Source organism: Streptomyces hyaluromycini, from assembly GCF_002217755.1.
Taxonomy (GTDB): domain Bacteria; phylum Actinomycetota; class Actinomycetes; order Streptomycetales; family Streptomycetaceae; genus Streptomyces; species Streptomyces hyaluromycini.
Map to the genome: position 1 here is coordinate 245,786 of NZ_BCFL01000030.1, position 21,663 is coordinate 267,448.

Genomic DNA, 21,663 nt, shown 5'->3' on the forward strand with positions numbered 1-21,663 from the left:
TCCCCGGTGGCCCGGGTCGCGGCCGCGTTCGCCTCACCCCGGGCCCTGGTCGCCTCGGCCTCGGCGCCCGCGGCGGTCTTGACCCGGGTCGCGTCGGCCGCGGCCGCCAGTTCCGTCTCCTTCGCCTTGGCCTGGGCCGCCGAGATGCGCGCGTCACGCTCGCCCTCGGCCAGCGTGCGCTGCTCGTAGGCCGTGGCGTCGGCCGGCTTGCGGACGTCCGCCTGGAGCTGCTGCTCGCGCCGGTACGCCTCCAGCTCGGCGACCCGCGTCTCCTGGACGACGACCTCCTGCCGGGCGGCCGCGTCGGCGAGCGGACCGGCCTGGCGGGCCTGGGCCCCTGCCTTGTCCCGCTCGGCCTGGTAACCGGCCTGGAGGATCTCGCTGTCCCGGGTGGCCTCCGCCATCCGGGCGAACGACTGCTGCTCCGCCTCGGTGGCGAGACGATTCGCCTCCGCCTGGGCGATCCGCGCGTCCCGCTGGACGGCGGCGGCGTGCGGCATGGCCAGGTTCTTGATGTACCCGGTCGGGTCCTCGATCTCATGGATCTGCAGGGAGTCCACGATGAGCCCCAGCTTCTCCATCTCCGTGCCGCAGGCGGCCCGGGTCTGCCCGGTGAGCTTGTCGCGGTCGCGGATCATGTCCTCGACCGTCAACCCGCCCACGATGGACCGCAGATGACCGGCGAACACGTTGTGCACCCGCTCGGACACCAGCTTCTGCTGGTCCAGGAATCGGCGGCCCGCGTTGGCGATCGACACGAAGTCGTCGCCGACCTTGAAGATGACCACACCCCGCACCTTCAACGGAATGCCCTGGAAGGTCACGCAGTCCACCGACAACTCGGTCTCCTTGAGGTCCAGGGAGAGCTTGCGCACCGCCTGCACGCCCGGCATCACCAGCGTGCCGCGCCCCGTGACGATCCGGAACCCCATGCCCTCTTCGAGGCCCTCGTTGCGATGCTTCGAACCGGAGATGATGAGCGCCTCGTTCGGCTCGGCGACCCGCCACATCATCTTGAACACACCGATCAGCGCGAGAACGGCGACAACCGCCGCTCCCGCAACGACGCCGACGACCATCGGCATTCGCCCCCTTTGAATGGCGCCCTTTCGGCACCGAACGAAGGGAGTGTGCGCCCGCGCAAGCCCCGTTTGAAGACGCGGGCGGACCCTTGTTGCCATGTTGACGCACAAGCCCCTCACCTGGGGCTGACGGTGCTCAACTCTCGTACGCGGGTGTGACGTAGACCGTCCGCGGCGGCAGGTACTCGACCACCATGACCACCGTCCCCCGCTCGAAGCGGCCGGTGCCGTCGGCGGCGTACGCGAGGAAGTGCTCGGCGCCCCCGCGTACCCGGACGATCACCTCGCCGACGAGCCCGGGCCCGACCGTTCCAGTGACCCGCCCCATGAGCCCGACCATCGACGCATCGTCCATGGCCAGAGGCTACGGGGCGGTCAAGCGATCGGAAAGCGGCCGGTGTTCACGCCCCGGGGGAGTCCGCGGCCGCGGGCTGCGGCGGCCAGAGCTCGTGCCAGCGCAGTCGGGCCTCCAGCTGGGCGGCGACGGAGACCAGCAGCGGCTCGCTTTCCGCCGGTCCGAGCAACTGGGCACCCACCGGCAGTCCGTCCCCGGTGAACCCGGCGGGCACGTTCACCCCCGGCCACCCCAGCACGTTCCACGGCCAGGCGTAGGGGCAGGCGGCGATCATCGCCCGGTCGGTGGCGAACTGACCCAGCCCGAGCAGCGCGCCGACGCGGGGCGGGGGAGCGGCGGTGGTCGGCGCGAGGATCAGGTCGTACGACGTGAAGAAGGCGCCGATCCTGTCCCGCAGTGTGGCCTCCGCGCGCCGGGCGGCCCGCAGCGGGGCCCCGCCGAGCAGCCGGCCCAGGCGGGCCGCCTCCAGGGTGCGCCGGTCGAGGAGGTCCGGGTGCGGTGCCTCGCGGACGCGTTCGGCGATCCCGACCGTGGCGCGCGGCACGAAGGTGAGCCCGATCTGGCCGTAGGGCGGGTCGGCCTCCTCGACGGTGTGGCCCGACGCGGCCAGTTCTTCGGCGAGTTCGACTACGCGGCTGCGTATCTCCGGCTGGAGACGGGCGGGCAGTGCGGTGAACGGCGGGTTCAGGGAGAGGGCGATGCGCAGCCGTCCGGGGTCGCGCCCGACCGCGTCGGTGAGTGTCAACTGGCGTGGCTTATGGGGGTCTTGCGGATGATTCCCGCTCGCCGCGTCCAGCAGCAGGGCCGCGTCGGCGACCGTGCGGGCCAGCGTGCCGTTGACCGTGATGCCCTGGAACGACTCGCCGCGCGGCCAGGTGGAGATGCGGCCGCGCTGCGGTTTGATGCCGACGAGGTGGGTCCACGCGGCCGGGATCCGTACCGAACCGGCCCCGTCCGAGCCGAGCGCGGCCGGCACAAGACCCGCCGCGACGGCGGCCGCCGACCCGCCCGAGGACCCGCCCGGAGTGTGCCGCGGCTGCCAGGGATTGCGGGTGGCGCCGAAGGCCGGCCCTTCCGTGAACGGCCACTGCCCCAGCTCACAGGTGTTGGTCTTGCCGACGATCACCGCCCCGGCCGCGCGCAGCCGCCGCACCGCCTCCGAGTCCTCCTGTGCGGCCGGGAACTCGCCCCGGCACCCGAAAGCGGTCGGCTCGCCGGCCACGTCCGTGTCGTCCTTCACCGCGACCGGCACCCCGAGCAGCGGCCGGCGCGCTCCGTCGGCCAACTCCCGGTCGACGGCGTCCGCTTCGGCGAGGGCCGCGGTACGGCGCACGATCCGGAAGGCGTTGAGGGAGCCCTGGGTGGCCTCGATGCGCGCGAGACACTCCTCCACCAGCCGACGGGACGTCAACTCACCTGTGGCCAGGGCACGTACGGACTCGGCGAGGCCTGCGGAACGGTCGTACGGCATGCGGGGACCCACCTCCGGGGCACAGCGTTTACCGGAGAGTAACGTCCAGCCGGGTTCCGGAGGACAGGTTTCGCACAGCCGGCGTCCAGCTGCGCCCCAGTCCTGCAGAAAGCATTGACGTGAACCTGCCGTGACTCTTAGTTTCTGCGCGACTTGTCGAACTCAGTTCGAAATACCGGACACGCCGCTGTGTCCGCGTCTGCACGAGCCCCGGAGAGCCGCCGTGACCACACGTCCCCCCACCCCCTCCCGTCGCACCCTGCTGCGCGCCCTGGCCGCCCTGCCTGCTACGGCCCTGGCCCTGGGCGAACTGCCCGGCCTGCTCGGCACGGCCGACGCCGCCGCGCCCGCGAGCGGCTACGCCACCCGCTACACCATCGTGCCGTTCCTCAACAGCGACGACGGCACGGTGAACGTCTACCAGTCCGACGACGCCACGGACTTCCGCCTCCTCCAGTCCTCCGCCTACACCCCGCCCAGCAACCGCATCCGCGACGCGAGCATCTTCAAGCACACGGACGGCTACTACTACCTCACCTACACCACCCACACCTGGGAGGACGAGAGCACCACGGTCGGCTTCGCCCGCAGCGCCGACCGGGTCAACTGGACCTTCCTGTACGACTACACGATCCCCATCACCAATCTGTCCCGGGCCTGGGCGCCCGAGTGGTTCGTGGACAGCGACGGCAGCGTCAACGTCATCGTGTCCTGCTCGACGACGGACGACGAGTGGATCTTCACCCCGTATGTCCTTGCGGCGACCAACTCCGCCCTCACGGCGTGGACTTCACCGACCGCCCTCTCCGGCATCGGCTCCAACCACATCGACACGTACATCGTGAAGGCCGGCTCCACGTACCACGCGTTCACGAAGAACGAGACGGCGAAGTACATCGAGTACGGCACGGCCACCAGTCTCAAGGGCCCCTACACGATCTCCAGGACCGGCGACTGGGCAGGCTGGGGCAGCTACCGCGAGGGCCCCTCGGTGATCCAGCTCGACAACGGCGGCTGGCGGATCTTCTTCGACGGCTACGGCGACGGCAACTACTACTACAGCGACAGCTACGACACCTTCGCGACCTGGAGCACTCCCACCGCCCTGGCCACGCTCTCCGGCACGGCCCGGCACTTCACGGTGATCAAGGAGACGGTGTCGGGCGGCACCTCGGTGACGAAGAACGCGACCCGCTCCTTCCAGTCGGTCAACTACGCCACTCGCTACTGGGAGGAGGTGTCCTCCCTCCTCAACCTCCCGGTGGTGACAAGCTCCAGCGCCACCGCCGACAAGCAGGCGGCCACCTTCACGGTGGTCGCGGGCCTCGCCGACTCCAACGGCTACTCCTTCCGCGACGCCTCTGGCAACTACCTGCGCCACTACGACTTCCGGGGCCGCTTCGACGCCAACGACGGCACGTCGATGTTCGCCCAGGACGCCACGTTCATCGCCCGCACGGGCACGACCACCGGCTCGGTCCGCTTCGAGTCGTACAACTACCCCGGTTACTACCTGCGCCACTACAACTACCAACTCCGCGTGGCCGTCTCGGACGGCACCGACCTGTTCCGCCAGGACAGTTCGTTCGTGCCGGTGACGTCCTGGGCCTGACCTGCACTGCTGCTGACCTGGGCAAACGTTTTGATGACCCGTCAGTCGTTCCCGCGAGTTCCCTCGATTTCCCGGGATTTCCCGTGGAGATGTGCAATAGATGTGCAACGGGCGCGGGGCAGATGAGGGCCTGGTGAGCAGGCAAGAAGCGCCCGGCGAGCACGAGAATGCTCGCCGGGCCCTCGACGCCGAGGTGTGGGTGCGGCCTCTGTGTGCGCTGGTTGTGGCAGGAGTCGCGGCTTATGCGTCATACGTTCATCAGCGGTCTTTCGCTTTGCAGGGTGGGGCGGACCGGGTGAGCGCGTCGTTGTGGCCGTTGTCGGTGGACGGGCTGCTGCTGTTGGCCACGCTGGGTCTGTTGAAGCAGGAGAACGGTGTCGGCCGTCGCGCCAAGTGGGCAATCTGGGCGGCCTTCTTGCTGGGGATCGCCGTCTCCTTGGCTGCGAATGTCGCCGCGGCGCCGAGGCTGGAGTGGCGGTCGGTGCTGGTGGCCGGCTGGCCGCCGGTTGCCTTGTTGCTGTCGGTGGAACTCTTGGTCCACCGGGCGGGTGGTCGTCGTCTGGAGGGGACAGCGCCGTGGCTTGACCGGGATGGGGCGGATGCGGGCGGGGCGGAACTGGATGAGGATCCGCTGCTGGCGCGCGCGAGGAGGCTCGATCTCCAGCATCGGGAGCTGCATCAGCGGCCGGCTTCGGCGGAGACGCTGCGCAAGGAGCTGCACGTCGGAGCGAGGAGATCGAGGGTGTTGGCTGCGCGGGTGCGTGGTCGGCTGGAAGAGGGGGAGGGCGGAGAGGGAACCAGGCCTGGATGACGGCACGCATTGATCTGTGAGTGGGGGAGGGGTCTGCCGTTTGCTCGACGTCCGCCGCAGCGAGCCAAGCTCCCAGCGGAACTCGGTTCCGAGTGTCGCCTCCCCTGTTTCCTATGAGATCGGGGCCGGGCAAGAAAATTGTCAGCTAATTGGCGGTGGTTGAGATCAATTTAATCCTCTACTTGCTGGAGGTGCTCAGAAGATTCTTCGGCTACTGGTGGTACATCGCCTGTATGGCTCTGGCCAGTGCAGATGGGCGGTGTGAAGGGATGCGCGCAGCAGTTGGCCCGGGTATGGTCCGGATCTTGAGATGGGGGACTCGACCGGCGGTCTCAGTTGCTCTGTTTTCCGAGGGCAGGGCCGTGAGAGGTGCCGGATTGCGGCTGGTTCAGTGGTGGCGGTGGCTCCGGCGTCGAGGGGGCGGACGCGGTGGTGCCGACAATCTGTTCCGTTGAGCGGACATGCTCTGCCAGCCGGTTCAGGCCAGTGCCCATGCTGGGCTCCCACCGCGCCGACCTGGGTGCGGCGGTACGGGAACGAGCCGGGTCACGGCTTCCGCGCGCACCGATCACACGCACCGCGACGGCAGTCGGAGACGGCCGGGCCCGAGTGGTCGCCTCACCGTCGTGCCCTGGGTGGTGCGGGCCCGCGGATGCGGCAGACAGCGGACCGGATTACTGCGTCGTAGTAGTCCGGTTGGGGCGACGGATTCAGCCGTCCGGAAGCGGGCGTCACGCGGGACACTGGTCCGCCCGTGATCCGGGACACTTCTGGAGCGGCGTTCGGCGAAGATCTGGTCTGATCACGGGATCCGGTATCAAGGAGGTACGGGGGTGGAGGTGCGGATCCGACCCGCGCGTGCCGAAGAGGCGGCGGCGCTGACCGAACTCGTCCTGCGCTCGAAGGCACACTGGGGGTATGACGCGGAGTTCCTTGAGGCATGCCGTGCGGAACTCACCATCCGGCCGGACGAGATCGACGTCCGCCGGATCGTCGTCGCCGAGGCCGCGCACCTTGGAGTGCTCGGCGTTGCCTCCCTGGAGGGCTCGGCGCCCCAGGGCTGTGTGGGCCTGTGCTTCGTCGAACCCGGTGCCATCGGCCGCGGGGTGGGCCGTCTCCTGTACGCCCATGTGAGGGGAACCGCCCGCGAACTCGGGTTCACCCGGATCACCATCGACTCCGACCCGAACGCGGAACCGTTCTACCGCCGGATGGGCGCCCGACCCGTCGGACGTACCCCCTCCGGCTCGATCCCGGGGCGTGAACTGCCCCTCCTCGAAGTGGTTTTCGCGCCCCGGCGCGACAGCTGGACCCACGCGTGGACCGGGGGCCGTCGCGCGGTGCACCTTGGCAACGTCGCCGAGTTCCAGTCCCAGTTCGGCCCCGCCTCCGCCGAGGCCGGGCACTATTCCTGCCTGGCCGCCTTCATTTCTCCGCACCCGGCCGTCCTGATCCTGCCCCGGGCGGTTCCGCGTGACTGGATCGACATGGTCGCCGGCGTCCTGGGCTGGGGACAGGTGGAGGTGTACGACGGCCTGGCAGAGCCCGGTACGGCGTCGAGCGCGGATCGGGGCCGCCGTACCGGCCCGGTCCGCCGGCTGCTCCCCGGCACGGCGTCCGCCCCCTCGGCGCCGACGGCGGGGCCGACCGGCGGGCTCAGCCGCGCCGTCCTCTCCCGCCCCGCACTCGCCGAGCGACTAAAGTTCCTCGGCCTGCCCCTCGTACCGTGGGGCCACACCCCCGCGTTCGCCGAACTCACCGGTTCGACACCGGGCCCGGACGCTCTGCGCTACGAGTCCAAGCGGGCCGCGCACGAACTGTTCACACAGCTCCAGCCCGCCCACCCGGGGATCAGGGTGCCGCAGCAGTGGCAGACGGCCACCCGACGTGCGGCGGTGCGACTGCTCAGGGCGCGCAGCCGCGCGGGGCGGGCCACCGTGGTGAAGACCGAGCACGGCGCCGGAGGATCCGGTACCTGGGTGATCCGGGACGACAGACTGTGGAACTACGGACTGTGGAACTACGGATTGAGGTCCCCGCTGCCCCATGGGCCCCTGCTCCTGGAGGAGTTCGTCGCCGGCGAATCCGGGCCCAGGGACCTGACCTTCGACGGCCTCGTGGACGCGGAAGGACGGGTGTACGAGGCCGGAGTCGCCGTCATGGACGTCGAGGGCACCGCCTACCAGGGCGCCACCGTCGGCCCCGGAGTCGTCTCGCAATCGCTCGCCGAACTCCTGGCGCGCTTCGGCCGGGCCGTGGGCGAGCGGATCGCCGCAAGCGGTTATCGAGGGTGGTTCGACGTCGACTTCGTGGCCGGCCCCGAGGGCCGCCCGGCGCCCACCGAGATCAACCTCCGGATGACGGGTCCCTCTGTCGCCTTCATGGTCAAGGCACGGCTCGACGAGATCCGAGGGGGCGACCACCTCGTCCGCACCGTCGACCACATCCCGCTCGGCGCCCGGCTGCCCGGCCCCGAACTGTCCGCCCTGCTGCGGGAGACGGCGAAGCGGTGCGCCGGGATCGACGCCGTCCTCGTGCCCTCGATCCCGACCGCCGCCTTCGAACCGGCCCCCCGTCTCGGCGTCGTCCTGGCCGCGCACACCCGTGAACGCCTGGACGCGGCCGAGGCGTTGGTGCGTGCCGCCGCCCAGGACACCGGGCGGATGTTCACTCCCTAGCCCCAGGGCCGGGGTTCACTCCGTTGCCGCGGTGCCCGGACGCCGCGTCACGTACACCGCCACCACGACCGCCGCGATCATCAACGGCACATTGAAGACGTACACCAGTGCCGCCTGCCGCTCCCAGTCCGTCTTCGCGGCGAGCCGGTAGAAGTTGTCCTGCGGCCACCAGGAGACCAACAGCCAGACGATGGCCAGATGAGCTGCCGTCGTCAGGCCGCGTGAGCGACCTTGGCGCCGCATCAGAGGGCGCCCGGCGACCAGGAAAGCGAGGCCCACGCTGAAGGCCAGCAACTCGGCGGCGTACAGACCTCGGAAGAGCCACGACCACGGCGCGGGAACGTAGGTGAGGTCGGTGGAGCCCGGCCAGAACACATCGGTCAAGAGCACGGCGAGCGGCAGGGCCACGACCAGCATCACGCACCCCATGCCGTACAGAAACCCGTCTGGGCCGGGGGCCGTCGCGCCACCCCCCTTGCCGTTCAGCCCGCCGGACGCGGCACGCTGTGCGGGCAGCGGCAGCAGACGCCGGTCGACCTTTCCGGCCCGGTTGCGCGGCAGGGCCCCCAGGGTCACCACCTGCGCCGGGATCTCCTGGTCCGGCACCACACCCGTCAGATGCATACGGATCGCGTCGGCGCCCGGAAAGGCACCGGGAGCCGTCGGTACGATGTAGGCCACCAGCCGATCCTCGTCCACGGCGGTGATCACGGACTCCCGGATTCGGGGGTGGGCGGCCAGCGCGGCTTCGGCGCGGTGCGGATCTACGGTACGGCCGCGGACGCGAACCCGGTGCGCCAGCCGGCCGCCAAACTCCAGCAGCCCGTCCTCCCACAGCGTTCCCGCATCACCGGTGGGGAAGGCGCCGTCATCGTCGGGGCCGCCGGGGGGCGTCAGCCAGATCTCGCCCTTGCGGACCTCGGCCCGGCAGCCGGGAAACGGGCGGCCGAGCAGGCTGACCAGCCCGGGTTCGGCCACTGGACCGGAGAGTTGGTCCGTCTCGAACCAGGTGCCGCAGCCGGTGACCTCCACGGGCCCGTAGACATTGAGCAGTCGCGCCCCCGGCGCCGCCCGCCCCTGCAGCCGTACCTGCTCGTCGAGAGCGAGCCGTTCCCCGCCGACCGCCACCAGCCGCAGCCCCACGGGCACGGAGCCGTCGAGCAGTGAACGGGCCGTCACCGGGTCGGTGTCGAGCACCGTGACGCCCTCGGAGAAGGGCCGACCCCACAGCGCCGGCCCGGTCTCGCCCTCCGGCAGCACCAGCGTGCCCCCGGAGCACAGCGCCCGTATCCAGCCGTAGGTGAAAGCGGCCGTGTCGGCCGGCGCGGTCACCAGATGGACGTCGGAGGGCCTCAGACCGAACACCTCGGCCCAGGACCCGAATACGGCGCGCAGCCGTGCGTGTCCCGCGGGGACGGTCCGGTGCCGCCCCGTGGTACCCGCGCTGAACAGCACGGCGGCGGTGGCCCCGCAGGGCGCGGCAGGGGGCTCTGGGGAGTAGGCGTCAATGACGTCGGCGTCGGTGTCCAGACAGACGACGATCCGGCCGGCACCGTCGTCGACGCTCGGCCGAAACCTCTCATGTGTCAGGACGGTGTTCGCCCCTGCCTCCTCCAGCAACTGCCCGATGTGTCCTGTCGGTTGATGCGGACCGACCACGGCGTATGCCCCGCCCGCCTTGAGTACGCCCACCAGGGCGACCAGCAGATCCGGCACCCGGTCGGTGCACACGACCACGGTCTCCCCAGGCCCGAGCCCCCTCTGCAGCAGATGGCAGGCCAATCGGTTGGCCCCCACCCCCAACTCCCCGTATGTGAGCCGGGCCCGCTCGGTGATGACCGCGGGCCGGTCCGGTGTCTCCCGCACCCACGCTTCGAACAACCCGTGAAGTTCATTCGCCCCGGCCATGACCGGTGATCATCCCAGAGACGGCACGACGCGGGAAGAGGCCCGACAGATGCCGACCCGGGACGGCGGTGGTGGCCTCGGCGAACCCAGGAGAAGACCACCGGCACCAACGCCACCGCGCGTCGGGCGAGGCGACATGCCGCCCGGAGCCGTCGGGATACCTCATCCCTCCGGCATAGCGCGGCTCACGACAGCCGTCACGACCCCACATAAGACGTCATTTCAGTGGGTGAGTCGGCGGTGGCATATGAGGGTTGCGGCGATGGCGGTGAAGGTGAGGAAGTGTTCCGGCTTGCGTTCGTAGCGGCGGTGGAGGCGTCGGCAGCCGGACAGCCAGGACACTGTTCGTTCCACGGCCCAGCGGTGCCGGCCCAGGCGCCGGGACGACTCGATGCCTTTGCGGGCGAGGCGGTGCCGGATGCCGCGGGAGGACAGCCAGCGTCGCAGGTGGCGGTAGTCGTAGCCCTTGTCTCCGTGCAGCTTGTCGGGCCTGCGGCGTCGTGGGCCGCGGCGTGAGCGGATGGGCGGGATGCCGCGGACCAGCGGGATGAGGGCCTGGCTGTCGTGGAGGTTGGCGGCGGAGATGCCGATCGACAGGGGCAGGCCGCGGCGGTCGACGATGAGGTGGATTTTCGAACCCTTCTTGCCGCGGTCGGTCGGATTCGGTCCTGTCAGCTGCCCCCTTTGAGGGCCCGGACGCTGACGGAGTCGATTGCGCATCGCGACCAGTCCAGCCCGCCCCGGGAACCGGGTTCGTCCAGGACCAGGCGGTGGAGCTTGGCCCACACGCGGGCCTTGGTCCACTCGGTGAACCGGCGGAAGGCGGTCACGCGACAGTCCGAAGCCCGGCGGCAGCTGGTTCCATGTGCAGCCTGAGGTGGCCACGAAGATGATCGCGGCCAGCACCTCACGGTCCCCTCGCCGACGATGTCCACCACCCTGCGGGCGTTCCGGAGCCGGCGGGACCACCCGCTGGAACAACTCCCACAGATCTTCCGGCGCCAGCCGTTCGACAAGCGCAGCAGTCATCACCCCAGACTGCCGCAAGATCACACAAACTGAAATGGCGTCAAAGAGCTCGTAACAGGATCTTGTTGAGGCGCCCTGGTCGAGCGTGACTGACGTGATGATTCGACCGTTCACGTCGTGTGACGACTCGGCCGTGGACCGTGGACGACGACTTGTGGGCACGGATCGAACCGCTGCTGCCGCCCTGGCCCGAGCGGTCACCGGGGCCGAAGCCGGTGGACGACCGGCTATGCCTGCAGGGCATTCTGTACGTCCTGCATCAGGACATCGCCTGGCAACTCCTGCCCCTGGAACTGGGGTTCGGCTCCGGACAGACGTGCTGGAGGCGCCTGAACCGCTGGCAGAAGGCCGGAGTCTTCGAACAGCTGCACCGCCTCCTGCTCGCCGAACTGAACGCGGCCGGCGAACTCGACTGGTCGCGCGCGTGCGTGGACGGTTCCCACGTCCGCGCGAAAAAGGGGGAGCCGCGACCGGCCCGTCGCCGGTCGACCGGCGCAAGACGGGCAGCAAACACCACCTAATCTGCGACGGGAAGGGCACCCCGCTCAAGGTCATCACCACTGCGGCGAACGTCAACGACATCACGCAGACTCTGGCCCTCGTCGACGGCGTCCCGCCAGTGGCCGGGCGGCCAGGCCATCCCCGCCGACGCCCCGACGCAGTGCTGGGTGACAAGGCGTACGACTCCCTGGCCGTCCGTCGCGAACTGCGCAAACGCCGGATCATGCCGGTGATCTCTCACAGGGGCACCCAGGACATCAAGGGCCTGGGAAAGCTCCGCTACGTCGTCGAGCAGACCTTTGCCCTACTCCATCAGTTCAAACGCCTCGCCGTCCGATGGGAACGGCGCCTCGAACTCCACGACGCCTTCCTATCGTTGGGCTGCAGTCTCATCTGTTGGAGGCGACTGAAGAAGGTTCTCTCCTGCTGGAACTGATCGCACAGCCACACGTGTGCTTCGTAGACTCAGGCTCGGTGTGATCACGAGGCGTAGGAGGATTCGATCATGGGAAGTGCCCCGACCCCTGAGCAACCGATGACCCGCGAGGTGCTGCTGGAGGGCCCCGGTGTCCTAGCCCAGACACCAGCCGCAAAGTAGGTTGCGGGTAGCCGGATGCGTTCCGTTTCCCGTTCCCGGGCGCCGTCGTTGGTCTGATCAAGTGATCGAGGCCAAAGGGGCGGGCGTGCGGCAAGAGTGGTCGCCAGAGGAGCTGCTGGCGAACTGGACGCTGGTAGACGGCGACTGGGACTTGGTGGCGAACAAGAGCGGGACGACCCGGCTCGGCTTCAGCCTGTTGCTGAAGTTCTTCGAGCTGGAAGGCCGGTTCCCCGATGTGCTGGGAGAGGTCCCGCCATCTGCGGTGGAGTACGTCGCCGAACTGGTGAAGGTCCCGGCCACCGACTTCGCGAAGTACACGCTGATCGGCCGGACCGCCGAGTACCACCGCAAGCAGATCCGCGGGGCCCTGGGGTTCCGGCCGTCGACAGTCGCAGACGAGAAGGCCCTGGCCGAGTGGCTGGCCGTTGAGGTCTGTCCGGTCGAGCTGGTGGAGGACCGGCAGCGCGAGGCCCTGCTGGTCGAGTGCCAGGCCCGGAAGATCGAGCCGCCGGGCCGGACCCGGGTTGAGAAGGTACTCGTCGCGGCGCGGGGCAAGTGGGAGAAGACGTTCTGCGCCCGCACGATCGGCCGCCTGGGCGAGGCGGGCACGGCTCGGCTGCTGTCGCTGGTGGCTGAGGACAACGAGGCGGGGACCGCCCTGCTGGCCGCGCTCAAGCGCGACCCCGGCGCGGTTGGCCTGGACTCCCTGCTGACGGAGATCACCAAGCTGAACGACGTGCGCAAGCTGGGGCTGCCCGACGGGTTGTTCGCGGACTGCTCGGAGAAGCTGGTGGCCGCCTGGCGGGCGCGGGCGATCAAGATGTACCCCTCGGACTTCCGCGACACGAGCGAGGACGTACGGATCACCCTGCTCGCGGCGCTGTGCTCGTCCCGTCAGGCGGAGATCACCGACGCCCTGGTCGACCTGCTGGTCGCTTTGGTTCACAAGATTAACGCTCGTGCCGAGCGGCGGGTGGAGAAGCAGCTCACCGCCGAGTTGAAGAAGGTCCGCGGCAAGGAGGGCATCCTCTTCAAGCTGGCGACGGCCGCCGTCGATAAGCCCGACGAGGTTGTACGCCGGGCCCTGTTCCCGGTGGTCGGGGAGATGACGCTGCGTGAGCTGGTGGCCGAGGCGAAGGCGAACGAGAAGGTCTTCAAGGCCAAGGTCCGCACCACGCTCCGGTCGTCGTACAGCTCGTACTACCGGCAGATGCTGCCGCCGCTGCTGAACACCTTGGGCTTCCAGTGCAACAACACCGCCTACCGGCCGGTGATGGACGCGATGACGCTGCTGAAGCAGTACGCCGATGTCGACGGCAAGACCCGCTTCTACGACACCACGGACGTGGTGCCGATGGAGGGCGTGGTGCGCAAGGACTGGCGCGAGGCGGTCGTCGACGACAAGGGCAAGGTCGAGCGCATCCCGTACGAGCTGTGCGTCCTGGTCGCGCTGCGGGACGCGGTCCGCCGCCGGGAGATCTACGTCGAGGGTGCCGCCCGCTGGCGCAATCCGGAGGACGACCTGCCGGGCGACTTCGAGGCCACCCGCGCCGTGCACTACGCCGCGATCCGCCAGCCGTTGAACCCCAGGGCGTTCATCGCGGACCTGAAGAAGCGCATGACCGCAGGCCTGGACCGGCTCTCCGGCGCGCTCGCGGACGGCTCAGCGGGCGGTGTAAAGGTCACCACCCGCAAGGGCGAGCCGTGGATTACCGTTCCGAAGCTGGAGCCGCTGGCCGAGCCCACCGGCCTCCAGGCGCTCAAGGCCGAGGTCGCACGCCGATGGGGCGTCCTGGACCTCCTGGACGTGCTGAAGAACGCCGACTTCCTGACCGGCTTCACCGAGGAGTTCTCCTCGGTGGCCGCGTACGAGCGCATCGAGCGTGACGTCCTCCAGCGCCGGCTGTTGCTGGCCCTCTTCGCGCTGGGCACGAATATGGGCATCCGGGCGATCGTGGCGACCGGCGAGCACGGCGAGAGCGAGGCCGCGCTGCGGCACGTGCGGCGGCACTTCATCACCGTCGACAACCTGCGGGCCGCCGTCAGCAGGCTGGTGAACTCCACCTTCGCCGCCCGCGACACCGCATGGTGGGGCCGCGGCACCGCGTGTGCGTCGGACTCGAAGAAGTTCGGGTCCTGGTCCTCAAACTTCATGACCGAGTACCACGCCCGCTACGGCGGCAACGGCGTGATGATCTACTGGCACGTCGAGCGGAAGAACGTCTGCATCTACTCCCAGCTCAAGAGCTGTTCGTCGTCCGAGGTCGCGGCGATGATCGAGGGCCTGCTGCGGCACTGCACGGACGCCGAGATCGAGTCGAACTACGTCGACACGCACGGCGCGAGCGTGGTCGGGTTCGCCTTCACCGAGTTGCTGAACTTCCGCCTGCTGCCCCGGCTGAAGAACATCGGCAGCATCCGCCTGTACCGCCCGGACGACATCCCGCCCGGCTGGCCGGCGCTCGGCGCCTCGCTGACGCGGCCAATCCGCTGGGAGCTGATCGAGCAGCAGTACGACCAGATGGTGAAGTACGCCACCGCGCTCAGACTCGGGACGGCGGAGGCGGAGCAGGTCCTGCGGCGCTTCACCCGCGGCGGCCCCAAGCACCCCACGTACGCCGCGCTCGAAGAACTCGGCCGCGCCGTGCGCACCATCTTCGCCTGCGACTACCTCGCCGGCCCCGGCCTGCGCCGGGAGATCCACGGCGGGCTCCAGGTCGTGGAGAACTGGAACAGCGCGAATACCGTGCTCCACTATGGCAAGGACGGGGCCCTGACCGGGCCTGACAAGGAGCACGCCGAGACCTCGATGCTCGCCCTGCACCTGCTGCAGTCCGCGCTCGTGCACATCAACACCCTGCTGGTCCAGCAGGTCCTGGCCGAACCGGCATGGGCATCGAGGCTGAGCGATGAGGACCGGCGCGGTCTGACCGCGCTGTTCTGGTCCAACGTCAACCCGTACGGCACCTTCCGCCTCGACATGAGCAAGCGCCTCGACCTGGGGCCCGCCGCCGTTCCCCGTCCCCGGGCCCCGGCAGACGCCGGGGCCCGATCGGGCACAGAGGCACGATGAAAGACTTCCAGGATCTCGCAGACCCGCCCGTGAACGAAGCCGCGTGGCGGGCGCTCGGTGGGCTCGCCGGCTCTTACGGGCGACCGCCCTGGGGCCATCCCTGGGCGTCGAAGACGGCGACGGGGTCCAGGTAGTCGCGCCAGTGGGTCACCTTGCGGTCCTTGATGGTCACGACGGAGACGAAGCGGTTGTCGTAGGGCCGCCCTGTGGGGACGGACGTGCCGTGCACTTCGTACTCCAGGACGACCACGGAGGTCTCGGGGTCCCGGTGCACGCGGAGGTTGTCCGCACCGTGCAGCTTCACGTAGTCGCCGTAGTCGCGGTACAGGTCGATGATCCCCTGGCGTCCCTCGACCCGCCGGGGGTAGCCCGGCACGGTGATCACGTACTCGAAGACCACGTCCTCGGCCAGCAGATCGTAGAAGTCCTCCCCGTCGACCAGGCCGTTCAGGCCCTCCTTGATGATGCGGAAGAACGGGCTGTCCGCCCCGACCAGGGGCGTGTCGTCGCTGGCCGTCTTGCTCACTTCGCCTCCGAGGCCCACGCCTGGGCGTCGCGCTCGGCGAACGCGCGGAAGGCAGTGGCCGGCCGGCCGGTGACCTTCTCGATGTCACCGGTGGGCGTGGAGCCGTTGCCGGTGACGATGGCGCCGGTGAGCCAGCGCATCATCACCGCGTAGTCGGCGGGGACGCCTGCGGCGACCGCGCCGCTGATCCACGTCTCCTGTTCGATGTCGCGGTAGGCGATGGGGCGGCCGCTCACGGCGGCGAGGGCGTCCGCGACGTCACCGAAGGTGAGGGCCTGCGGGCCGGTGAGCGCGTAGGCGGCACCGGCGTGGGTGTCGGGGTTCAGCAGCGTCTCGGCCGCGACCGCTGCGATGTCAGCCGCGTCGACGAAGGCTTCCGTGTTGCCGCCGCTTGGGACGGTGATCACTCCGTCGATGACCGGGATGTGGCCGTCGGCGAAGTTCTGCATCACCCACGAAGGGCGCAGGACCGCGTGCGTGATGGTGCTGCGGGAAGCCAGATCGGCCTCGACGGCTGCGATGTCGATCTCCGGCGGCGCATGGTCGGCGTTGTAGACGCTGAGGTAGGTGACGTGCCGCACGCCGGCCGCCTCGGCGAGGTCGAGGAATGCGCCGACCTGGTCGGCGTAGCGGACGCGCATCGTGGGCGTGACCAGGTAGAGGCGGTCGGCGCCGGCCAGTGCGGCCGCGTGGGTGGCCGGGTCGTCCCAGTCGAACCGGACGTCCGCTCCGCTGCGCGCCGCTGTACGGGTGGCGCTTCCCCGCCGGGCGAGCGCGTCGGCCAGCAGCGAACCGGTCCGGCCCGTGCCGCCAAGGATGAGCGTGGTGGAGGCTTCATTGTTCATGACTCCATGCTTGCGGCCCCAGGCAAGACAAACCATGCGTGATCCGCTCGTCTTTTTACGTGAAGCTCTCGCGCCTTGACCCTGGCTGCCCGTGCTGGTCAAGCTGGTCCCATGGACTTGCTGACCGACCACCTGGTGCGGGCGCGCGCCGCCGGCGCGGTGTTCGCGCGGACGGTCGCCGAACCGCCGTGGGGACTGCGGCTGGGCGGTTCGATACAGCTGTCGGTGCACACCGTGGTCCGCGGCCGGGGCTACCTGTGGCTCGACACCCCCGGCAGCACCGTGGAGCTGATACCGGGGACCGTCACGCTGGTGCGCGGCGGCCCGGACCACTACATCGGGCACGAGCCGGGCGCCGCATGCCTGGAGCCGGAGGAGTTCCGGGCACACCACGCCCGGATGGGCCCCGGGGACAACCCGCAGGCCACCGTGTTCCTGTGCGGCGCCTACCAGTTCTCCGGCGATGTCGGCGCCGGGCTGCTCGACGCACTGCCCCAGGTGATGACCCTCTCGGCGGCCGACGACGACCCGCTGCGGGACGTGATCACGTTGCTGTCCCGCGAGCTGGTCCGCAGCGAACTCGCCCAGCAGATAGTTCTGGACCGCCTCCTGGACCTGCTGCTCGTCCTGGCCATCCGCAGCGAGTTCCGCCGCAGCACGACCGCACCACGTTGGTACCGGGCGTCCGCGGACCCGCGGCTGGGCGCCGCGCTGCAAGCCATGCACGAGAACGCGGCCCACCCGTGGACAGTCCCTGAACTCGCCGCGATCAGCGGCCTGTCCCGCGCCGCGTTCGCGCGGGCGTTCCGGGACGCACTCGGCCAGGCCCCCGTGCAGTACCTGACCGAATGGCGCATGACCCTCGCCCGCGACCACCTGCGCGCCGACGACCTCAGCCTGGCCCAGATCGCCGACACCATTGGCTACGGCTCGCCCTTCGCGTTCGCCGCAGCCTTCCGCCGACACCACGGAGAACCACCAGGAACCTGGCGACAGAGGGAACGAACAACCGCACACACACGACTGCTGACCACCCACCCCGGGTCGTGAGCGGCGATCGGCCGCGCCCGCCGGCCAGTCGGACCCCGGCGTCCGACCGCAGCAGATGGCACCGGCTTTCGGCCGTGTCCTGTTTCATAGGTGGTCGCTCGTGAAACACCTCTCCGCCCGGCGGCCCACCTGCGCCGATCATGTTTCATGAGTTGTTGCAAACAACTGGACGGCTGAAACGCCCTCATGAAACGCTCCGGAGCTGTGAGCGACGACTTCAAGCGCGTGGAATCGCACGACTGCCCGATGTCCACCTGCGCCGCCCCCGCGGGCTCCCCGTGCCGGACCGGCAAGGGCAAGGTGGCCATCCAATACCACACCGCCCGCTTCCGCCTCGTGCCCCAACTTGCCAAGACGCTCAGCGTGCCGACCCCCGCCGTACGCAAGCCGGGTTCGGCCTGGACCGAGCTACCCCGGCCAATGAGCGCCGGCGCCAAACCAGTCGGGCGCGTCCGCCTCGGCTACGCCCGCGCCTCAACCGCCCGCCAGTCCCTCGACGCGCAGCTCGACTCCCTCGCCAAGGCCGGGGTCACCCGCATCTTCTCGGAGAAGATCTCCACCCGAGCCACTCGGCGCCCCGAGTTGGAGTCCGCCGTGAAACTCGCCGGGGAGATCCGCTCCTCCGGCGTCGCCGTGACCCTCGTCGTCCACGAGCACAAACGCCTCGGCCGCGGCATCGAACTCGCCATGCTCGCCGAGGAACTGAAGGCCAGCGACGTCGGCCTGGAGTTCCTCACCGGAGAGCTGAAGGGTTCGCACGACCCCTCCGGCATCGTGTTCACCGTGCTCGCCGCGATGTCCGGCATGGAGCGCGAGTACATCCGCGACCGCACCCTCGAAGGCCACGAATCCGCCCGCAAGCGCGGCAAGACCATCGGCGGCGCGGGCGTCACCGACGAGTCCATGCTGTCCATGGCTCTCCACCTGCGCGACCAGGAGATGAGCCTCCGCGACATCGCCAAGCGGCTCGTCATCACCACTGGCACGAAGAAGGGCCAGCACCCCTCACCCGCCACCGTGATGCGAATGCTCCGTGAACACGACGAGCAGGCCGCCACGGCGGCGAGTACGTGATCGCCCCGCTACTTTGCGGCTGGTGTCTGAGCTAGGAGACCGGGGCCTGGAGGGGCGGCTGCCCATGGCACTGACCACTGAGCGGGTTGAGGTGAGGCGCATCCATATTCTTGCGGGACACCCGGCAGGGCGGCATGTACACAATGGGCCGGTGTTCGGGAGCATCGTCAAGGGCTCGGTGCTGTTCCAGGTCGAGGGCGAGGCCGAGGTGATTCTGCGTCCAGGCGATGTGTTCTTCGAGCCCGCCGGCGTTCCTGTCGCACACTTCGATGCGCTGGACGAGAACGTGACTTTCCTTGCTTACTTCCCGCTCGCTGCTGGCCAGGAGCCCGGCTTGCTGTGAAGCACCCAACGCCCCCTCGCCAAGCGGATGCCGTCCGTCGTCGCAACCCGTGATCGTGTTACGCGTTCTAAGGGCTTGCAGATCATTAAGGTGTTGCTTCCAGTCTCATGGCTCGTTGATGCGGTATAGGAATCCCGGATGAGGTCCGTGCCCAACTCGCCAAGGTCCAGCCGTTCTTGCGCTGCAGCGGAGCGATCAGCCCTCTCGTATACGCGAGAGCCGACTCGCGGGGTTCCGAACGGTTGAACCGATGCACGAACCGCTCATGCACCACTTCCAATTCACGCGCCCACAACCTGACATCAGCAAGGTCCCCACCTATAACCAGACCAACGACCGAACTGGCCGGCAGCCACGGCAAGCACCGTTGCAGTACTAGGCCGCCGCCGACCGGTCGCCCTCCCTGGGCAGTCCTTCGTCCCGCCCATCCTTAGGTCCACTCTGTACCTATTTCCACACATAGCATACTGTGTGCGCAAATATGCCCCCTAGGTGCGACGATCATGCGCGTGCCTTGTCCGGCGAGCCGCCAACCGCCACGACATCGGACCGGAGGACGTCATGTCCGGGATCTCTGGGCCACCGGCCTGTCATGGGGCACTCGACGATGCGCTCGATGCGGGGTTGGCCGACATCGTTCGCCGCACTGGTGCTTCCTCGGGTGCCCTCTACCTGATCGAGGAAGAGGAATCGGCGACGCGTCTGGTGGCGCTGTGCGGTCTTCCCCTCGAATTCGCCGCCCCATGGCACCGTCTCTCGCTCACCGCTTCCCTGCCGCTCACCGACGCGATCCGCGAGGACCACTTCGTCTGGGTCGGCTGTCAGGACGACCTGGCCTGCCGCTACCCGCGCCTGGCCGCTGTTCTGCCCTATCGGTTCGCTTGTGCCGCGACCCCGCTGACCGGGGTGCGCCGCTGTTGGGGCGGGATCATACTGATGTGGCCCGCTGATCTTCCGCGTGAGGCCACGCCCCGGGAACGCTGCCGCATCATCTCCAGTGCCCGCCGACTGGCCCGTCTCCTGGACGACGCACCTCGCCCGTCGACCCTGCCCGACCGCCCGCGCCTCATCCCTGTCAGCGCTCCGGGTGGGTCCGCCCAGCCAGGACTGGCTGCCGCCGAGTACCTCGAACGCCTCCCCGAGGGAGCTCTGTCCCTCGACCTGGAGGGAAGGATCACCTTCGTTACCGCCACTGCTGGCCACCTGCTCGGGCGCAGCGTGAACCGACTGCTGGGGTGCCGGCTCTGGCAGGCACTGCCCTGGCTCGACGACCCCGTGTACGAGGACCGGTACCGCACTGCGGTCTTCAGTCGGGCCCCGCTGTCCTTCACCGCTATTCGCCCGCCGGAGCACCGGCTGAGATTCCGGCTCTATCCGGACGTCAGCGGCATCAGCGTCCGCATCACCTCCCGCAGGGAACAGACCCTGCCCGGCCCGCGGGAAGCACCTGTGTACCGGGCTCCGGTGGCGCGGACCGGCCGGCTGTACCAGCTGATCCATCTGTCCGCTGCGCTCACCGAAACAGTGAGCGTCCGCGATCTCGTCGATCTGATCGCCGGGGAGATTCTGCCCGCTTTCGGCGCCCAGGGCCTGGCGCTGTGGGCTGCGGAGGCCGGCCGTCTGAAGGTAAGTGGTTTTCACGGCCACCCGGCAGATGTCATCGCACGCTTCGACGGGCTGCCCCTGGACGCCGACCTCACGCCAGTTGGCCAGGTCCTGACCAGCGGCGTCCCCGAGTTTTCCGCCAGCCCGACCGAGATGGCTGCACGCTACCCCGAGACGCCTCAGATCGGTGGCAAACAGGCCTGGGCGTTCCTCCCGCTGATCATCACGGGGAGAGTGGTGGGCTGCTGCGTTCTGTCCTACGACCGACCCCACCCCTTCACGGCCGACGAACGGGCCGTGATGACCGCTCTGGCGGGTCTGATCGCCCAGGCACTCGACCGCGCCCGGATGTACGACGCCCAGCACCACCTCGCTCACGGCCTCCAGAAAGCGCTTCTGCCTCGCGACCTGCCCGCCGTGGCCGGGCTTGACGTGGCCGCCCGCTACCTGCCGGCGAGCCATGGCATCGAGGTCGGCGGTGACTTCTACGATCTGTTGCGGCTCGACGACACGAGCGCCGCCGCGGTCATCGGTGACGTCGAGGGCCACAGCATCGCCGCGGCCGCCCTCATGGGCCAGGTCCGCACCGCCATCCACGCGCACGTTACCGCCGGTGCACCGCCAGACCAGATCCTGGCCCGTACGAACCGACTGCTGGCCGATCTGGACTCCGACCTGCTTGTCTCCTGCCTCTACGCTCACCTCGACCTGGCTGCCTGCGAAATCACCTTCGCCAGCGCCGGACACGTCCCCCCGTTGCTGCGCATCGCCCGGCATCATGCCCGGGTTCTTGATGACATCGAACCCGGGCCGCTGCTGGGTATCGACACCCTCGCTCACTACCCCGTCACCACGGTCTCCCTGCCCGCGGACGCGACCCTGGTCTTGTATACCGACGGTCTCGTGGAGGTCGCGGGTACCGACACTGCACAGATAACCGCCGGCCTCGTCGGGCACTTCGCCAGCACCGACGACGAGGACCTGGAGGACCTGATCGACGGCCTGATCCACCACACCTGGCCGATGGGTCAGCACACCGACGACATAGCGGTACTTCTCCTGCGAGCCTCCTGCACACAACCCTAAGACGCCATTTCAGTTG

The 21,663-nt window shown here is 69.2% G+C and carries 15 protein-coding genes and 2 pseudogenes; 9 read left to right on the forward strand and 8 right to left on the reverse strand.

The window, feature by feature from the left end; translation table 11 throughout:
• From SSP29_RS57365 to SSP29_RS41445, 3 genes are all read right to left on the reverse strand, one after another.
• On the reverse strand, window positions 1-1,085 hold a 1,085-nt coding region (locus tag SSP29_RS57365; RefSeq protein ID WP_089106111.1), incomplete at its 3' end, for an SPFH domain-containing protein.
• Window positions 1,086-1,218: 133 nt separating this feature from the next.
• Window positions 1,219-1,437 (reverse strand): NfeD C-terminal domain-containing protein, encoded by a 219-nt coding sequence (locus tag SSP29_RS41440; RefSeq protein ID WP_150135915.1) that lies wholly within the window; start codon window positions 1,435-1,437, stop codon window positions 1,219-1,221.
• Between the two features lie 46 nt (window positions 1,438-1,483).
• Window positions 1,484-2,908 (reverse strand): amidase, encoded by a 1,425-nt coding sequence (locus SSP29_RS41445; RefSeq protein ID WP_089106113.1) that lies wholly within the window; start codon window positions 2,906-2,908, stop codon window positions 1,484-1,486.
• A gap of 223 nt (window positions 2,909-3,131) precedes the next feature.
• Here SSP29_RS41445 and SSP29_RS41450 point away from each other — a divergent pair, with 223 nt between their 5' ends.
• The 3 genes from SSP29_RS41450 to SSP29_RS61405 all read left to right on the forward strand — a co-directional run bounded on the left by SSP29_RS41450 (window position 3,132) and on the right by SSP29_RS61405 (window position 8,009).
• Window positions 3,132-4,520: a glycoside hydrolase family 43 protein gene (locus SSP29_RS41450; RefSeq protein WP_089106114.1), complete on the forward strand. Its 1,389-nt coding sequence runs from the start codon at window positions 3,132-3,134 to the stop codon at window positions 4,518-4,520.
• Between the two features lie 133 nt (window positions 4,521-4,653).
• The gene (locus SSP29_RS41455; RefSeq protein WP_245883495.1) at window positions 4,654-5,331 is read left to right on the forward strand and encodes a DUF2637 domain-containing protein; all 678 of its coding nucleotides are present in this window, start codon (window positions 4,654-4,656) and stop codon (window positions 5,329-5,331) included.
• Between the two features lie 833 nt (window positions 5,332-6,164).
• Window positions 6,165-8,009 (forward strand): GNAT family N-acetyltransferase, encoded by a 1,845-nt coding sequence (locus SSP29_RS61405; protein ID WP_368669285.1) that lies wholly within the window; start codon window positions 6,165-6,167, stop codon window positions 8,007-8,009.
• A gap of 15 nt (window positions 8,010-8,024) precedes the next feature.
• On the opposite strand, the gene SSP29_RS41465 is transcribed toward SSP29_RS61405, so the two are convergent.
• Together SSP29_RS41465 and SSP29_RS41470 are read right to left on the reverse strand one after the other, a co-directional pair.
• Complete coding sequence (locus SSP29_RS41465) at window positions 8,025-9,917, reverse strand: AMP-binding protein (protein WP_089106116.1); 1,893 nt, start codon at window positions 9,915-9,917, stop codon at window positions 8,025-8,027.
• Window positions 9,918-10,139: 222 nt separating this feature from the next.
• A pseudogene (locus tag SSP29_RS41470) lies at window positions 10,140-10,946 on the reverse strand (IS5 family transposase).
• A 119-nt stretch (window positions 10,947-11,065) separates the two neighbouring features.
• On the opposite strand from SSP29_RS41470, the gene SSP29_RS41475 reads away from it, so the two are divergent.
• Window positions 11,066-11,883 (forward strand): IS5 family transposase gene (locus SSP29_RS41475; protein WP_089106117.1). Its coding sequence is split into 2 segments (ribosomal slippage): window positions 11,066-11,399 and window positions 11,399-11,883, totalling 819 coding nucleotides; the frame shifts between segments, so codons are not numbered across the junction.
• A 247-nt stretch (window positions 11,884-12,130) separates the two neighbouring features.
• On the forward strand, window positions 12,131-15,118 hold the full coding sequence (locus tag SSP29_RS41480) for a Tn3 family transposase (RefSeq protein ID WP_089106118.1): 2,988 nt from the start codon (window positions 12,131-12,133) through the stop codon (window positions 15,116-15,118).
• A gap of 73 nt (window positions 15,119-15,191) precedes the next feature.
• Here the strand turns inward: SSP29_RS41480 and SSP29_RS41485 are convergent, their stop codons facing one another.
• Complete coding sequence (locus tag SSP29_RS41485; protein WP_089106119.1) at window positions 15,192-15,644, reverse strand: nuclear transport factor 2 family protein; 453 nt, start codon at window positions 15,642-15,644, stop codon at window positions 15,192-15,194.
• Window positions 15,641-16,489: an NmrA family NAD(P)-binding protein gene (locus SSP29_RS41490; RefSeq protein ID WP_089106120.1), complete on the reverse strand. Its 849-nt coding sequence runs from the start codon at window positions 16,487-16,489 to the stop codon at window positions 15,641-15,643. Before SSP29_RS41490 ends, SSP29_RS41485 begins: the two co-directional genes overlap by 4 nt.
• A gap of 111 nt (window positions 16,490-16,600) precedes the next feature.
• Here SSP29_RS41490 and SSP29_RS41495 point away from each other — a divergent pair, with 111 nt between their 5' ends.
• The 3 genes from SSP29_RS41495 (at window position 16,601) to SSP29_RS41505 (ending at window position 18,956) form a co-directional block, all read left to right on the forward strand.
• Window positions 16,601-17,539: an AraC family transcriptional regulator gene (locus SSP29_RS41495; RefSeq protein WP_089106121.1), complete on the forward strand. Its 939-nt coding sequence runs from the start codon at window positions 16,601-16,603 to the stop codon at window positions 17,537-17,539.
• A gap of 204 nt (window positions 17,540-17,743) precedes the next feature.
• The gene (locus SSP29_RS41500) at window positions 17,744-18,613 is read left to right on the forward strand and encodes a recombinase family protein (RefSeq protein ID WP_218036964.1); all 870 of its coding nucleotides are present in this window, start codon (window positions 17,744-17,746) and stop codon (window positions 18,611-18,613) included.
• Between the two features lie 64 nt (window positions 18,614-18,677).
• Window positions 18,678-18,956 (forward strand): cupin domain-containing protein, encoded by a 279-nt coding sequence (locus tag SSP29_RS41505; protein ID WP_089106122.1) that lies wholly within the window; start codon window positions 18,678-18,680, stop codon window positions 18,954-18,956.
• A 148-nt stretch (window positions 18,957-19,104) separates the two neighbouring features.
• Here SSP29_RS41505 and SSP29_RS57370 read toward each other — a convergent pair.
• A pseudogene (locus SSP29_RS57370) lies at window positions 19,105-19,278 on the reverse strand (IS701 family transposase); the annotation flags it as partial.
• Between the two features lie 239 nt (window positions 19,279-19,517).
• On the opposite strand from SSP29_RS57370, the gene SSP29_RS41515 reads away from it, so the two are divergent.
• Window positions 19,518-21,647 carry a SpoIIE family protein phosphatase gene (locus SSP29_RS41515; RefSeq protein WP_089106124.1) on the forward strand — a complete coding sequence of 710 codons (2,130 nt, stop codon included), beginning with the start codon at window positions 19,518-19,520 and terminating at the stop codon, window positions 21,645-21,647.
• The last annotated feature ends 16 nt before the right edge of the window (window positions 21,648-21,663 follow it).

What these genes read in the sequence shown, in the direction of transcription:
- SSP29_RS41440 (WP_150135915.1), bottom strand. Translation starts at nt 1,437, where the DNA reads ATGGACGATGCGTCGATGGTCGGGCTCATGGGGCGGGTCACTGGAACG.
- SSP29_RS41445 (WP_089106113.1), bottom strand. Translation starts at nt 2,908, where the DNA reads ATGCCGTACGACCGTTCCGCAGGCCTCGCCGAGTCCGTACGTGCCCTG.
- SSP29_RS41465 (WP_089106116.1), bottom strand. Translation starts at nt 9,917, where the DNA reads ATGGCCGGGGCGAATGAACTTCACGGGTTGTTCGAAGCGTGGGTGCGG.
- SSP29_RS41505 (WP_089106122.1), top strand. Translation starts at nt 18,678, where the DNA reads ATGGCACTGACCACTGAGCGGGTTGAGGTGAGGCGCATCCATATTCTT.
- SSP29_RS41515 (WP_089106124.1), top strand. Translation starts at nt 19,518, where the DNA reads ATGTCCGGGATCTCTGGGCCACCGGCCTGTCATGGGGCACTCGACGAT.
- SSP29_RS41490 (WP_089106120.1), bottom strand. Translation starts at nt 16,489, where the DNA reads ATGAACAATGAAGCCTCCACCACGCTCATCCTTGGCGGCACGGGCCGG.
- SSP29_RS41495 (WP_089106121.1), top strand. Translation starts at nt 16,601, where the DNA reads ATGGACTTGCTGACCGACCACCTGGTGCGGGCGCGCGCCGCCGGCGCG.